The 13,705-nt window shown below is 72.6% G+C and carries 12 protein-coding genes; 5 read left to right on the top strand and 7 right to left on the bottom strand.

All coding sequences use genetic code 11. The features are described from left to right. The first annotated feature begins 50 nt into the window (after positions 1-50). A complete protein-coding gene (locus ACK8N7_RS04580) occupies positions 51-1,688 on the top strand; it encodes an ABC-F family ATP-binding cassette domain-containing protein (RefSeq protein ID WP_356167979.1) in 1,638 nt (545 codons plus the stop codon). A 61-nt stretch (positions 1,689-1,749) separates the two neighbouring features. Here the strand turns inward: ACK8N7_RS04580 and ACK8N7_RS04575 are convergent, their stop codons facing one another. Both ACK8N7_RS04575 and ACK8N7_RS04570 read right to left on the bottom strand, forming a co-directional pair. Further along, positions 1,750-4,203, bottom strand: a complete 2,454-nt coding sequence (locus ACK8N7_RS04575) for a Tex family protein (RefSeq protein ID WP_500441053.1) — start codon at positions 4,201-4,203, stop codon at positions 1,750-1,752. 185 nt (positions 4,204-4,388) lie between these two features. After that, positions 4,389-5,258, bottom strand: a complete 870-nt coding sequence (locus tag ACK8N7_RS04570; RefSeq protein WP_403210489.1) for an SCO6745 family protein — start codon at positions 5,256-5,258, stop codon at positions 4,389-4,391. Positions 5,259-5,391: 133 nt separating this feature from the next. Between ACK8N7_RS04570 and ACK8N7_RS04565 the strand changes: the two genes are divergently transcribed. Further along, positions 5,392-6,366 (top strand): GlxA family transcriptional regulator, encoded by a 975-nt coding sequence (locus tag ACK8N7_RS04565; protein ID WP_457810824.1) that lies wholly within the window; start codon positions 5,392-5,394, stop codon positions 6,364-6,366. A gap of 42 nt (positions 6,367-6,408) precedes the next feature. Further along, a complete protein-coding gene (locus ACK8N7_RS04560) occupies positions 6,409-7,044 on the top strand; it encodes a DJ-1/PfpI family protein (protein WP_403210493.1) in 636 nt (211 codons plus the stop codon). On the opposite strand, the gene ACK8N7_RS04555 is transcribed toward ACK8N7_RS04560, so the two are convergent. After that, positions 7,034-7,807: an enoyl-CoA hydratase/isomerase family protein gene (locus tag ACK8N7_RS04555; protein ID WP_500441051.1), complete on the bottom strand. Its 774-nt coding sequence runs from the start codon at positions 7,805-7,807 to the stop codon at positions 7,034-7,036. The genes ACK8N7_RS04560 and ACK8N7_RS04555 overlap by 11 nt on opposite strands. 80 nt (positions 7,808-7,887) lie before the next feature. On the opposite strand from ACK8N7_RS04555, the gene ACK8N7_RS04550 reads away from it, so the two are divergent. Both ACK8N7_RS04550 and ACK8N7_RS04545 read left to right on the top strand, forming a co-directional pair. Further along, positions 7,888-8,565 (top strand): HdeD family acid-resistance protein, encoded by a 678-nt coding sequence (locus tag ACK8N7_RS04550; protein ID WP_403210497.1) that lies wholly within the window; start codon positions 7,888-7,890, stop codon positions 8,563-8,565. 146 nt (positions 8,566-8,711) lie between these two features. Continuing rightward, positions 8,712-9,167: an ATP-binding protein gene (locus ACK8N7_RS04545; RefSeq protein ID WP_015612691.1), complete on the top strand. Its 456-nt coding sequence runs from the start codon at positions 8,712-8,714 to the stop codon at positions 9,165-9,167. 28 nt (positions 9,168-9,195) lie between these two features. Here ACK8N7_RS04545 and idi read toward each other — a convergent pair whose 3' ends face one another. From idi to galE, 4 genes are all read right to left on the bottom strand, one after another. After that, positions 9,196-9,789: an isopentenyl-diphosphate Delta-isomerase gene (gene idi / locus ACK8N7_RS04540; protein WP_403210499.1), complete on the bottom strand. Its 594-nt coding sequence runs from the start codon at positions 9,787-9,789 to the stop codon at positions 9,196-9,198. Between the two features lie 146 nt (positions 9,790-9,935). Next, positions 9,936-11,201, bottom strand: a complete 1,266-nt coding sequence (locus ACK8N7_RS04535) for a GNAT family N-acetyltransferase (protein WP_500441050.1) — start codon at positions 11,199-11,201, stop codon at positions 9,936-9,938. Positions 11,202-11,439: 238 nt separating this feature from the next. Beyond that, on the bottom strand, positions 11,440-12,381 hold the full coding sequence (locus ACK8N7_RS04530; protein WP_403210503.1) for a cation diffusion facilitator family transporter: 942 nt from the start codon (positions 12,379-12,381) through the stop codon (positions 11,440-11,442). A gap of 193 nt (positions 12,382-12,574) precedes the next feature. Beyond that, positions 12,575-13,564, bottom strand: coding sequence for a UDP-glucose 4-epimerase GalE (gene galE, locus ACK8N7_RS04525; protein ID WP_403210505.1), 990 nt, complete (start codon positions 13,562-13,564; stop codon positions 12,575-12,577). Positions 13,565-13,705: the final 141 nt, after the last annotated feature.

Raw genomic sequence — 13,705 nt, 5'->3', positions numbered from 1 at the left:
GGGCACAGGGCGAAGAGCACGGAGAGCCGGAGACTAGGATCGGCACCCTGATGACTGCCACCCTCGTCGCCAAGGACCTCGCCGCCGGACACGGCGACCGCACACTCTTCGCCGGACTCGACCTCGTCGTCGCACCCGGAGACGTGATCGGTCTCGTCGGAGTCAACGGCGCCGGTAAATCGTCCCTGCTCCGCCTGCTCGCCGGACTCGACCGCCCGGAGGAGGGCGAGCTGCGGCTCTCCCCGCCCACCGCCACCGTCGGCCACCTCCCGCAGGAGCCCGAGCGGCGGGAGGGCGAGACCGTGGCCGCCTTCCTCGCCCGCCGCACCGGGGTCGCCGACGCCCAGCGCGCCATGGACGAGGCGACGGAGGGCCTGGTCGCGGGAGCCCCGGGCGCCGACGACGCGTACTCCGAGACCCTGGAGCGCTGGCTCGCCCTCGGCGGCGCGGACCTGGAGGAGCGGGCCGCGCAGGTCGCCGCCGAGCTGGGCCTCACCGTGAGCCTGGACCTGCCCATGACGGCGCTCTCCGGCGGCCAGGCCGCCCGCGCCGGACTCGCCTCGCTGCTGCTCTCCCGTTACGACGTCTTCCTGCTGGACGAGCCCACCAACGACCTCGACCTCGACGGCCTGGAGCGCCTTGAGCGCTTCGTCTCGGGGCTGCGGGCCGGCACCGTCGTCATCAGCCACGACCGCGAGTTCCTGATGCGCACGGTCACCAAGGTGCTGGAGCTCGACCTCGCCCAGCAGCAGATCAACCTCTACGGCGGTGGCTACGCGGCCTACCTGGAGGAGCGCGAGACCGCGCGCCGGCACGCCCGCGAGGGCTTCGAGGAGTACGCAGACAAGAAGGCCGCCCTGGAAGCGCGCGGCCATATGCAGCGGTCCTGGATGGACAAGGGCGTCAAGAACGCCCGCCGCAAGGCCACCGACGGCGACAAGCTCGGCCGCAACGCCCGCAGCGAGGCGAGCGAGAAGCAGGCGGCGAAGGCCCGGCAGACCCAGCGCATGATCGAGCGCCTCGACACCGTCGAGGAGCCGCGCAAGGAGTGGGAGCTGCGGATGGAGATCGCCACCGCCCCCCGCTCCGGCTCGGTCGTCGCGACCCTGCGCGAAGCCCGCGTGGTGCGCGGCGACTTCTCCTTCGGCCCCGCCTCGCTCCAGATCGACTGGGCCGACCGGGTCGCCATCACCGGCGCCAACGGCGCTGGCAAGTCCACCCTGCTCGCCGCCCTGTTGGAGCGGCTCCCGCTCGACTCCGGCCACGCCACCCTCGGTTCGGGCGTCGTGGTCGGCGAGGTGGACCAGGCCCGCAGGCTCTTCCTCGGCTCCCAGTCGCTGCTGGAGGCCTTCTGCGCGGCCGTGCCCGACACGGAACCGGCCGAAGTCCGCACGCTGCTCGCCAAGTTCGGCCTGCGCGCCGACCATGTGATGCGCCCGGCCACCAGCCTCTCCCCGGGCGAACGCACCCGCGCCGCCCTCGCCCTGCTGCAGGGCCGGGGCGTCAACCTCCTGGTGCTCGACGAGCCGACCAACCATCTGGACCTGCCCGCCATCGAGCAGTTGGAGGCGGCCCTGGAGAGCTACACGGGCACGCTGCTGCTGGTCACCCACGACCGGCGGATGCTCGAAGCGGTCCGCACCACGCGCCGCGTCGAAGTCGCGGACGGCCAGGTCAAGGAAGTCTGAGCGGAGTCACGCAGGCGGGGGCGGGCCGCACGCGGCGACCCGCCCCCACCGCCTTTCCGCCTCAGCGCCCCCGGCCCTGCTTCGGGTCGGTCAGCCCGGCCCGCCGCAGCGCGTCGGCCATCGCACTGTTCGCCGGAGCCGGAGCCGGAGCGCCCTGCCCCTGCCGGGACCCACCGCCACCGGAGCCGCCGCGCCGGTCCCGGCCGCCACCCTGACCGCCCTGACGGGCCTGTCCACCACCGGACCCCTGGCCCTGGCTCTGCCGCTGCTTCGGCGGGCGGACGCCCCGCTCACCACGGCCCTGCTGCCCGCCGCCGGACCCGCCGCCCGCGCCCGGCTCGTCGTCCAGCCGCAGCGACAGCGAGATCCGCTTGCGTGGAATGTCGACATCCATGACCTTGACCTTCACGATGTCCCCGGGCTTCACGACATCGCGCGGGTCCTTCACGAACGTCTTCGACAGTGCCGACACATGCACCAGACCGTCCTGGTGGACGCCGATGTCGACGAACGCGCCGAACGCCGCCACATTCGTCACGACGCCCTCCAGCACCATGCCGGGCTCCAGGTCGCCGAGCTTCTCGACACCCTCCTTGAAGGTCGCCGTTCGGAACGCCGGACGGGGGTCGCGGCCCGGCTTCTCCAGCTCCTTGAGGATGTCCGTCACGGTCGGCAGACCGAACATGTCGTCCACGAAGTCCGCCGCCCGCAGCGACCGCAGAGCCTCCGCGTTGCCGATCAGCGAGGCGACCTCGCCACCCGCCGTCTTCCCCATCCGCCGCACCACCGGGTACGCCTCGGGGTGCACGCTGGAACCGTCCAGCGGGTCGTCGCCGCCGCGGATGCGCAGGAAGCCCGCGCACTGCTCGTACGCCTTCGGGCCCAGCCGCGCCACGTCCTTGAGCGCCTTGCGGGAGCGGAAGGGGCCGTTGGTGTCGCGGTGCGTGACGATGTTCTCGGCGAGCCCGGAACTGATCCCCGAGACCCGCGAAAGCAGCGGCGCGGAGGCGGTGTTGACGTCCACACCGACCCCGTTCACACAGTCCTCGACGACCGCGTCCAGCGAACGCGACAGCTTCACCTCGGACAGGTCGTGCTGGTACTGGCCGACGCCGATCGACTTCGGGTCGATCTTCACCAGCTCGGCCAGCGGGTCCTGCAGCCGCCGCGCGATCGAGACCGCGCCGCGCAACGACACGTCCATGTCGGGCAGTTCCTGCGAGGCGAAGGCGGAGGCGGAGTACACCGAGGCGCCCGCCTCCGAGACCATCACCTTGGTGAGCTCCAACTCCGGGTGCTTGTCGATCAGTTCACCGGCGAGCTTGTCCGTCTCGCGGGACGCCGTGCCGTTGCCGATCGCGATCAGGTCGACCGCGTGCTCCTTCGCGAGGTGCGCGAGCTTGGCCAGTGCCTGGTCCCACTTGTTGGCGGGCACATGCGGGTGGATCACATCGGTGGCCACCACCTTGCCGGTGGCGTCGACGACGGCGACCTTCACCCCCGTACGGAAACCGGGGTCCAGGCCCAGGGTGGCCCGCGTGCCGGCCGGGGCGGCCAGCAGCAGATCGCGCAGGTTGGAGGCGAAGACGCGTACCGCCTCGTCCTCCGCCGCCGTGCGCAACCGCAGCCGCAGGTCGATGCCGAGGTGCACCTGGATCCGGGTCCGCCACGCCCAACGCGCCGTGTCCGCCAGCCACTTGTCACCGGGGCGGCCCCGGTCGGCGATCTCGAAGCGACGGGCGATCATGTTCTCGTACGTGGAGGGGCCCGGCTTCTCGGCGGCCTCCGGCTCCTCCGGCTCCAGGGCCAGGTCGAGCACGTTCTCCTTCTCGCCCCGCAGCATCGCGAGCACCCGGTGCGAGGGCAGCGCGGTGAACGGCTCCGCGAAGTCGAAGTAGTCGGCGAACTTGGCGCCCGCCTCCTCCTGGCCCTCGCGCACCTTCGCCGCCAGCCGGCCGCGGGTCCACATGCGCTCGCGCAGCTCGCCCGTCAGGTCGGCGTCCTCGGAGAACCGCTCGGTGAGGATCGAGCGCGCGCCGTCCAGGGCCGCGGCGGCGTCCGCCACGCCCTTGTCGCCGTCCACGAACGCGGCCGCGGCGGCGAGCGGATCGGCCGACGGGTCGCCGAGCAGGCCGTCCGCCAGCGGTTCGAGCCCCGCCTCCCGGGCGATCTGGGCCTTCGTCCGCCGCTTCGGCTTGAACGGCAGGTAGATGTCCTCCAGGCGCGCCTTGGTCTCGGCACCCCGGATCGCGGCCTCCAGCGCCTCGTCGAGCTTGCCCTGTTCGCGTACGGATTCCAGGATCGACGTACGCCGCTCCTCCAGCTCCCGCAGATACCGCAGCCGCTCCTCCAGCGTGCGCAACTGCGCATCGTCGAGCGATTCGGTCGCCTCTTTGCGGTAGCGCGCGATGAACGGCACGGTGGAACCGCCGTCGAGCAGCTCGACGGCCGCCCTGACCTGTCGCTCACGTACGCCGAGCTCCTCGGCGATCCTGCCTTCGATGGACGTCGTCACGGTTTTCCCGACTCGCCTTCTCGTACTGGCTGTGCTGGCCGTGCCCGTGTTGCGATGAGCACGCTCTTACCGGGGGCATCCCCTTCGCCTGCATTCTGCCGGGTGGCCGGGGCCCATGTCGCGCGACCTCGGGGAACACGCCCGGAGCCCCCGCACCACATGCGGGAGCCCCGGACCGGCGGGGATCAGCCCCGGCCGGTCGCCTCGTCCGGGAACGCGCCCGCCGCGGCCGCCGTGAACAGGAAGCCGCGCCCCAGCTCGGTGAGCCGCTCCACGCCTTCCGCGCCCAGGTGTTCGTACGGGGCCGTGTCCATCCGGTCAGTCGCCTCCTCCACCTCCGCGCGCAGCGCCGTCCCCGCGTCGGTCAGCGCCGGCTCCTCGCCCGCGACGAGCAGCCCGCGCTCCCGCAGCCGGTCGGAGGCCGCCTCCCAGTCGGTGCGGCGCCAGCCCCGGGAGGACAGGATCCAGCGGATCGCCATGCCCTTGCCGGTGGCCGTGTGGCTGACGAGCGACTCCACCGGGTCCAGGCCGGCGGCGAGCAGGGCGGCGAGGTGCGCGTCACCGCGGTGCTCGCGCAGCAGGGTCGCCGCGTGCCAGAACGCCAGGTGCGGCTCGTCGGGCACCGGCAGCTCCGCGTGCGCCGCGTACAGCGGCCGGGCGTGCGGGGTGCAGGCCTCGGTGGCGCGCAGCGCGAGCCGGGCCGCCTCCGCCATCTCGTCGGAGGCGATGATCTCCTCGCCGAGCAGCCGCCGCAGCGTCGCGTCCGCCGCCCGCAGCCGGGCCCCGAGAACCTGCTCGGGCGAGGCCACGGACCAGACGGCCGGCACATGCTCTGCCACCAGGGCGGGGTTGAAGTTGTAGAACGTGGCGGTGACGGTGCCCGCCCCCACCGGTCCGAACGCGGCGGCCCGGGTGGCGAAGTAGACGGCGCTCGGGTCCTCGACGCCGAGCTTGCCCAGCTCGGTGCCCAGGTCGGGGGAGAAGAAGAGGCACGAGTGCAGCGGGTTGACGGCGTTGTGACAGCGGCGTTCCGCGCGGGCCGGAAGAGTACTCATACCCGCACGTTACCGACTGGTCGGTACGGCGGGAACCCCGGGGAGCGGTCGAGCGCGGGGAACACGGTGATGGCAGGAAAGGAGGGATATTCGTCATTGCGGCCACCACCGCCCGCCGCCCAGGATGGCGGACGTGATCCAGCGAACCGTGCTCGTCGTCCTCTTCGACGGCGTCCAGAGCCTCGACGCGACCGGCCCGATGGAGGTCTTCGCAGGGGCCTCCCGGGCGCCGGGCGTCTCCTACACCCTGCGCACCGCCTCGCTCGACGGCGGACCTGTCCGGGCCTCCAGCGGGCTGACCCTGATGCCCGACAGCAGCCTCGCCGAGGCCCCCGTACCGCACATCCTGCTGGTCCCCGGCGGGCAAGGCACCCGCTCCTCCCACCCGGAGCTGACCGCCTGGCTGCGGGTCCACGCGCCGCGGGCCGAGCGGCTGGTCTCCGTGTGCACCGGGGCCCTGCTGCTGGCCGAGGCGGGCCTCCTGGACGGACACCGGGTGACGACCCACTGGAACTACTGCGCACAGCTCGCCCACGACTTCCCGGCCGTCCAGGTCGACCCCGACCCGATCTTCGTACGGGACGGGCGGCTGGCCACTTCGGCGGGTGTCACCGCGGGCATCGACCTGGCGCTCGCCCTGGTCGAGGAGGACCACGGCCGGGACCTCGCCCTGACCGTCGCCCGCCACCTGGTGGTCTTCCTGCGCCGCCCCGGCAACCAGGCCCAGTTCAGCGCCCAGCTCAGTGCTCAGACGGCACGGCGCGAACCCTTGCGCGAGGTCCAGCACTGGATCACCCAGCACCCCGACGCGGACCTCGCCGTGGACTCCCTCGCGGCCCGCGCCCGGCTCTCGCCCCGGCACTTCGCCCGCGCGTTCCGGGCGGAGACCGGTACGACCCCGGGGCGGTACGTCGACCGCGTACGTCTGGAACACGCCCGCAGGCTCCTGGAGGACACCTCCGACCCCGTCGAGCGGATCGCCCGCGCCAGCGGCTACGGGACGCCGGAAGCCATGCGCCGGGCCTTCGTGAAGGTGCTCGCCACGGCACCGGCCGAGTACCGCCGCCGTTTCCGTACGCCCGCCTCCGTGGGCCCCGCTGCCGACTGACCGCACCCGAAGCCACCGCCGTACCGACCGAGAGGCAGCCCCGTGCAGATCGCCATCCCGCTCTTCGACCGCTTCACCGCCCTGGACGCCGTGGGGCCCTACGAGATCCTCAGCCGCACCCCCGGCGCCGAGGTCGTCTTCGTCGCCGAACGGACCGGTCCCGTGACCAACGACAGCGGCAGCCTCCAGCTCGTCGCCCACAAGACCCTCGCCGAGGTCCCGTCACCCGATCTGGTGATCGTGCCGGGCGGTCCGGGACAGGGCGACCAGATGGAGAACGGGACGCTCCTCGGCTGGGTGCGCACGGCCGACGCCACCACCACCTGGACGACCTCCGTCTGCACCGGCTCCCTGCTGCTGGCGGCGGCCGGGCTGCTGACGGGCCGGCGGGCCACCTCCCACTGGCTGGCGCTGGAGGCCCTGAAGGAGTTCGGCGCCGAGCCGACGGGGGAGCGGGTGGTGTTCGACGGCAAGTACGTCACGGCCGCCGGCGTCTCCTCCGGCATCGACATGGGCCTCACCCTGCTCGGCCGGATCGCGGGCGACGACACCGCGCGCTCGGTGCAGCTGCTGACCGAGTACGACCCGCAGCCGCCCTACGACTGCGGGTCCCCCGAGAAGGCCCCGGCGGCGCTGGTCGAGGAGTGGCGGGCCAGGAGCCGCCACGTCACCCGGTAGGGCCCTCGGCGGGGGTGGTGTACGTGAAGTGCGGCGCCCGCCGCTCCAGGAAGGCGGCGACCCCCTCCGCGGTGTCGCCGCTGGAGCGCGCCTGGCCAGCCCAGTGCGCGTCCCGGTCCCGCCGCCCCGCCGCGAACTCCTTCGCCGCCGCCTGCGTCAGCTGGGAGCGCGAGGCCAGCACCCCCGCGTACGCCGCCACCCGCCCGTCCAGGCCGCCGGCCGGCAGCACCTCGTCCACCAGGCCGGTGCGCAGGGCCCGCTCCGTGTCGATCAGCTCGCCGGAGAAGAGCAGGTGTTTGGCCGCGGCCGGGCCGACGAGGGCGACCAGCCGCCGGGTGGAGGAGGACGGGTAGACGATGCCGAGCTTGGCCGGGGTGACGCCGAACAGGGCGCCCTCCTGGGCGAACCGCAGATCGCAGGCGGCCGCGAGCTGGCTGCCGCCACCCACGCAGTAGCCCCGCACGGCGGCGAGCGTCGGCCGGGGGAAGGCGGCCAGCGCCTCCTCGGCCGCCACCGCGAGGGCCTGGGCGTCCCCCGCGGTCTCCCGCAGCGTGGAGATGTCCGCCCCGGCGCAGAAGGTGTCCCCGGCCCCCGTCAGCACCAGCACCCGGACCGCCGGGTCGGCGGCCAGCCTCTGCAGCAGCTCGGGCAGGCTCCGCCACATCGCGGCGGTCATGGCGTTGCGCTTGGCGGGGTGGCTGATCACGACGGTGGCGACACCGCCGTCGACGGAGCAGAGCAGCTGGGGTTCCGTACGGTCCATGCGCCGGATGCTATCCGCAGGGTTCGAACCTATGATCAAGAAGGGGTCGCGAAGCGGACACGCACCGTGAGGAGCTGTCGATGAACGGACCCACCGCCGAGGGCAGGGAGCACGGACGCACCGCCCAGGGCGGGAGACGCGGAACCTCCGCCGAGGGCAGGAAGCTCACCCGCAGTTTCAGCTGGCTCGCCCTGCTCGGCACGCTGCTGGTGATCGCGGGGATCGTCGGCCTGATCTACACCGGCGTCGCCACCCTCACCTCGATGCTGCTCTTCGGCTGGCTGCTGCTGATCGGAGGTGTCGTCGGCCTGGCGCACGCGATCGAGTCGCGCGGCACCAACTACTTCTGGCTGGGTGTCGTGGTCGCCGCCCTGAACCTCGCCGCGGGAGTGGTGGTGATCCGCCACCCGGAGGGCACCGCGGAGGCGCTGACCATGTTCGCCGCGCTGCTCTTCCTGACGGGCGGGGTGTTCCGGCTGGTCGGCAGCGTCGTCGTCCGAGGTCCGCAGATGGGGTGGACGCTGCTGCAAGGGGCCTTCGGGCTGCTGCTGGGCCTGCTGGTGCTGTTCGACTGGCCGCACAGCAGCCTGTACGTTCTGGGCACCTTCTTCTCGCTGGCCCTGCTCTTCGACGGCCTCGGGCTCATCGCCGTCGGGATCGGCGGGCGCCGCATCGTCAGCATGGTCTCGGATCGGCTCGATGCACCCGGCCCGGCTACGGACAGTCCGCCCAAGGCCCCGGAAGACGGGCAGAAGTAGTCCACCACCTGGCGTCATCGTGCACCTTCGGTCAAATAGCGCCGATACACAGCTATTTCCGATCAGTGGCACGGTATGGACCAAGCCATTCCCAACACTCTTTACTCGACGGTCAGTGCAGTGCGAGTGAGAGCTGGTGCCGGACGATGGAGAGCCTCGGGAGTGCCCCTGCCGATCCCGTGTCCTACGAGGGGGTGTGGCGCTTCACCGCCCCCGCCGTCGAAGTGTCCGTGCCCCAGGCCCGGCACGCCGTGCGCGACCTCCTGGGCCGCCAGGGCGTGCCGATCGAGGAGGACATCCTCCAGGGTCTGCTGCTGATCGTCTCGGAGCTGGTCACCAACGCCGTCAAGCACGCGGCGCTGCTCTCGCCCGAACTGGCGGTCGAGGTGGCCATCGGTGCCGACTGGGTCAGGGTGTCGGTCGAGGACAACCACCCCTACCGGCCCACGGCCCTGGAGACGGACTACGCGCAGACCGGCGGACGCGGGCTGCTGCTGGTCAAGGAGATCACCGCGGAGGCGGGCGGGACCTGCGACGTGGAGCACACCGCGAGCGGCGGCAAGATCATCTGGGCGGCGCTGCCGTTGAAGACGCAGCTCTGACCGCCCCGTACACGGTCCGCAGAGGGGGTCACCAGCCTGCGGACGGCCCCGTCAGTTCACGGATCGCCGGCCGCGCCGCGTCCAGCACCGTCATGAACCACGCGGAGAACGGCGCCTGCGCATGCCGCTCCGCGAGCTCCGTCGCCGTCACGAAGGCCGTCCCGCCGACCTCCTCCGGGTCCGGCTTCAGCTCCTCCTGCGCCATCCCCACGAACAGGTGGTTGAACTCCTGCTCCACCAGGCCCGAGGCCGGGTCCGGGTGGTTGTAGCGGACCGTGCCCGCCTCGGCGAGCAGCGAGGGCGCGATCCCCAGCTCCTCGTACGTACGCCGCGCGGCCGCCGCGAAGGGCGCCTCGCCCGGGTAGGGGTGCCCGCAGCACGTGTTCGACCAGACACCGGGGGAGTGGTACTTGCCGAGCGCTCTGCGCTGGAGCAGCAGCCGTCCCTGCTCGTCGAAGAGGAAGACGGAGAACGCGCGGTGCAGCTGCCCGGGGGCCTGGTGGGCCGCCAGCTTCTCCGCGGTGCCGATGGTGGTGCCGTTCTCGTCGACCAGTTCGAGCATGATCGCTTCTGCGGTGCCGTTCGACGAGCTGTGCGTCGCGGTGGCTGGTGTGGTCGGCATACCCATCCTTGTCTGTGGTCCCCGGCCTCGTGCGTCGGACCCCTGGAGTCCGGTCAAGTCTGCCGTAAAAAAGCCGCTTGTCCGCACTGCGGGTCCGGGCATGTCCGCCCCGCCGCGCCCGTGAGCGCGGCGGGGCGGACGGGGCGTCAGACCCCGAAGGCCGCCGGATAACGGATCATGCCCGCGGGAACCGGGACGGAACCGTCGAGCACCAGCGCCATCATCGCCTCGTCCGGCACCTCGAATCCCGGCCGGATCCCGTGGCGGGAGGCCGGTCCGAAGCCGAAGCGCGGGTAGTAACCGGGATGCCCGAGCACCACCACCAGGGCCTCGCCGCGCACCCGGGCCGCATCGAGCACCGCCCGCACCACGGCCTGCCCGGCCCCCTGCCGCTGATGTGCGGGCGAGGTGGCCACCGGGGCCAGCGCGAGCGCCGGGGCGTCACCGACCCGGCACCGGGTCAGCAGCGCGTACGCCGCCAGGGAACCGTCCGGCGCCTCGGCGACGTACGAGAGACCCGGCAGCCAGGCATCGGCGTCGGCCCGGAGCGCGTCCACGAGGTCGGCCTCCTCCCGGGTCGGGAACGCGGCCGTGTTGACCGCGTGCACGGCCTCCCGGTCCGCCGCCGTCTCCGGCCGGGTGGCCCAGCGGGGATCGGCCGGGCGCAGTACGTACGCGGCATAGCCGTACTCCGCGCCGTGATCACGCCGCACCGCCAGCTCCTCACGGGTGGCCGCGAGCGCCCACTCCATGCCGGGAGCCGTCGGGTCGGCGCTCCGGACCCGCTCGGCGAGCGGGACGTAGTACTCGTCCCAGTCGCTGTCGGGCTGGACCAGGACCTCCGCGACCGTGCAGCCCGCGGCGACGGCCACCGCGGTGGTCTCCGGCAGGGTGCGCAGGGAGCCGTTGCGGTCCCAGAAGCCGCGCGCCCCGGCCGACGGCGTGTCCGTGGTCCAGACGCACTCGGAGATCATCATCGCGCCGCCCGGGGCGAGCAGCCGCTGCCAGTCGCGTACGGCGGTGGCGAACCCGATGCAGTACGCGGACCCCTCGGCCCAGACCAGGTCGAAGGAGCCGGCCGGGAACTCCCGGCCGGTGAGGTCGCCCATGTCGGCGCGGACCGTACGGATACGGTCGCCCAGGCCGCGCGCCTCGGCCGCCTCGCGCAGCTCGTCCAGGAACGGCTGGTGCAGGTCGACCGCGGTCACCTCGGCGCCCGCCTCGGCGGCGAGCAGCAGGGCGGCACGGCCGGGGCCGCAGCCCAGGTCGAGGACGCGCGGACGGTCGCGCAGGGGACCGGCTGGAGCGAGCAGCCGGCGCGTGGTCGCGTCGGAGCCGGCGCTCTGCCGGGGAAGACGGTGGTGCAGGGTGAAGAACGCCTCGGTGCGCGAGGCGTCGGTGTGGTCGGTCAACGTGGGAACCCTTGGGTGTGAGGGCTCCGGCCCGATCCGGGGAAAAAAGAGGTGGACCTAGCCGGAAACCCGGGAGATGAGGAAGGACCGATTGCCGCGCCGGGAAGGCGTCGTCGCGACCGTCATCAACCTCAGCTCCTCTCGAAAGGGTCCCGGTCCACCGGGGCCGTCCACCGCGAGACTCGAACGTCTCAGCGAAATCACCCTAGCACCGCCGCCGCGCCCCGCCCGGTGGCGCTCAGTGGCAGAGACGCGCCTCGTGCTCCGCGTGACCGCTCGGCTCCAGCTGGAAGGTGCAGTGCTCCACGTCGAAGTGGTCCCCGAGGCACCCCTGCAGCTCGTGCAGCACCTTCTCGTGCCCTATCGAGTCGAGCATCTCCTGGCGCACCACCACATGCGCGGAGAGCACCGGCATCCCCGAGGTGATCGTCCAGGCGTGCAGGTCGTGGACGTCCAGCACACCGGGGAGCGCCGTGATGTGGGCCCGTACCTCCGCCATGTCCACGCCCTTGGGCGCCGCCTCCAGCAGCACGTTCAGGGTCTCCCGCAGCAGCTTCACCGTCCGGGGGACGATCATCAGGCCGATCACCAGGGAGGCGATCGGGTCGGCGGCCTGCCAGCCGGTCGCCATGATGACGCCCGCCGAGATGATCACGGCGAGCGAGCCCAGGGTGTCGGCCAGCACCTCCAGATAGGCGCCCCGCACGTTGAGGCTGTCCTTCTGCCCGCGGGTCAGCAGGGAGAGCGAGACGATGTTGGCCACCAGACCGACGGCGGCGAACGCGATGGCCAGGCCGCCCTTCGTCTCGGCCGGGGTGATGAACCGCTCGACCGCTTCGAAGACCAGGTAGCCGCCGACCCCCAGCAGCAACAGACAGTTGGCGAGCGCCGCCAGGATCTCGGCGCGGGCGAAGCCGAACGTGCGGTTCGGCCCGGCGGGCCGGTTGGCGAAGTGGATGGCGAGCAGCGCCATCCCGAGCCCCAGGGCGTCGGTGGCCATGTGGGCGGCGTCCGCGATCAGGGCCAGCGAGTCGGAGAGCACCCCGCCGACGATCTCCATGACCATCACGCTCAGCGTGATCCCCAGAGCGACCCGGAGCCTGCCCCGGTACGCGGCGGCCGCGGTGCCCGTCGGGGGCGGCCCGCCGTGTGTGTGCCCGTGATCGTGGCCAGCCCCCATGGGAAACGCCTCCAGGTCCGTGCGACGGCGCCGGGGCGAAACCGCCCGACCAGGGCCAGTGAACTACGGGTGGGGGGTATCGGGCAACACGGCACTGAACACCGTTGTCGTCTGCTCTGACCTGCGGAAACGTTCCGCAGGTCAGAGCCCTCAGGTGATCACGGACGCTGCTCGGAGCGAAGGCCGGCCGTGATCACGGACGAGCCCCGGCGCGGGCCTCGGGGTGGCGCAGGCACCAGCCCTCCCAGGCCGACTCCACCATCGAGCGGACGTCCCGGCGGGCCGTCCACCCCAGCTCCCGGACCATCCGGGCGTCCGACGCCACGGCCTTCGCCGCGTCCCCCGCGCGGCGCGGTTCCACGACCGGCTCCACGGGGTGCCCGGACACCTCCCCGATCACGTCGACCAGCTCCCGTACCGAGACGCCCTCGCCCCGGCCGATGTTCAGCGTCAGATCGCCGCCCTCGCGCACCGCCAGCTTCCGGGCCACGGCGAGGTGGGCGTCGGCCAGGTCGGCGACGTGGATGTAGTCACGGACACAAGTGCCGTCGGGCGTCGGGTAGTCGTCCCCGAAGATCCGGGGCGCCTCACCGCGCGTCAGCCGGTCGAAGATCATCGGGACGATGTTGAAGACCCCGGTGTCGGCCAGCTCGGGCCCGGCCGCACCCGCGACGTTGAAGTACCGCAGACAGGCGGTGGAGAGCCCGTGCGCCTTCCCCGTCGCCCGCACCAGCCACTCCCCGGCGAGCTTGGTCTCGCCGTACGGGTTGATCGGCAGGCAGGGCGTCTCCTCGGTGATGAGCTCCACATCCGGTACGCCGTACACCGCCGCCGACGACGAGAAGAGGAAGCGCCGCACACCCGCAGCGACCACGGCCTCCAGCAGCACGCCCAGCCCGGCGATGTTCTCCCGGTAGTACAGCAGCGGCTTCTCCACGGACTCGCCGACCTGCTTCTTCGCCGCGAGATGCACCACACCGCTCACCGCGTGACCGGCCAGCACCCGGTCCAGCAGCGCCCGGTCCGAGGCCGAGCCCTCCACCAGCGTGACGGAGTCCGGCAGCCGGTCCACGACACCCGTCGAGCCGTCGTCGAGCACCACGACCCGCTCTCCCGCCCCGGCCATGGCCCGCGCCACATGTGCCCCGATGTATCCCGCCCCGCCTGTGATCAGCCATGTCATGGCCGTCAGCCTAAGGCTCGCGTCCACCCCGCCCGACCGGCGGTTTGTGGGCCGGGGCACCGATCGATCATGATGACCGGAGACGGAACCGGCCCGATCAGGTCCACCCGAACGGCGCACAAACGGGTGGTGAACTCGGCC

The sequence above is a fragment of the Streptomyces griseobrunneus genome (assembly GCF_046713465.1).
GTDB lineage: Bacteria > Actinomycetota > Actinomycetes > Streptomycetales > Streptomycetaceae > Streptomyces > Streptomyces microflavus.
Note: the sequence above shows the minus strand (reverse complement) of the source record. Positions and strands in the feature narration are given on the sequence as shown.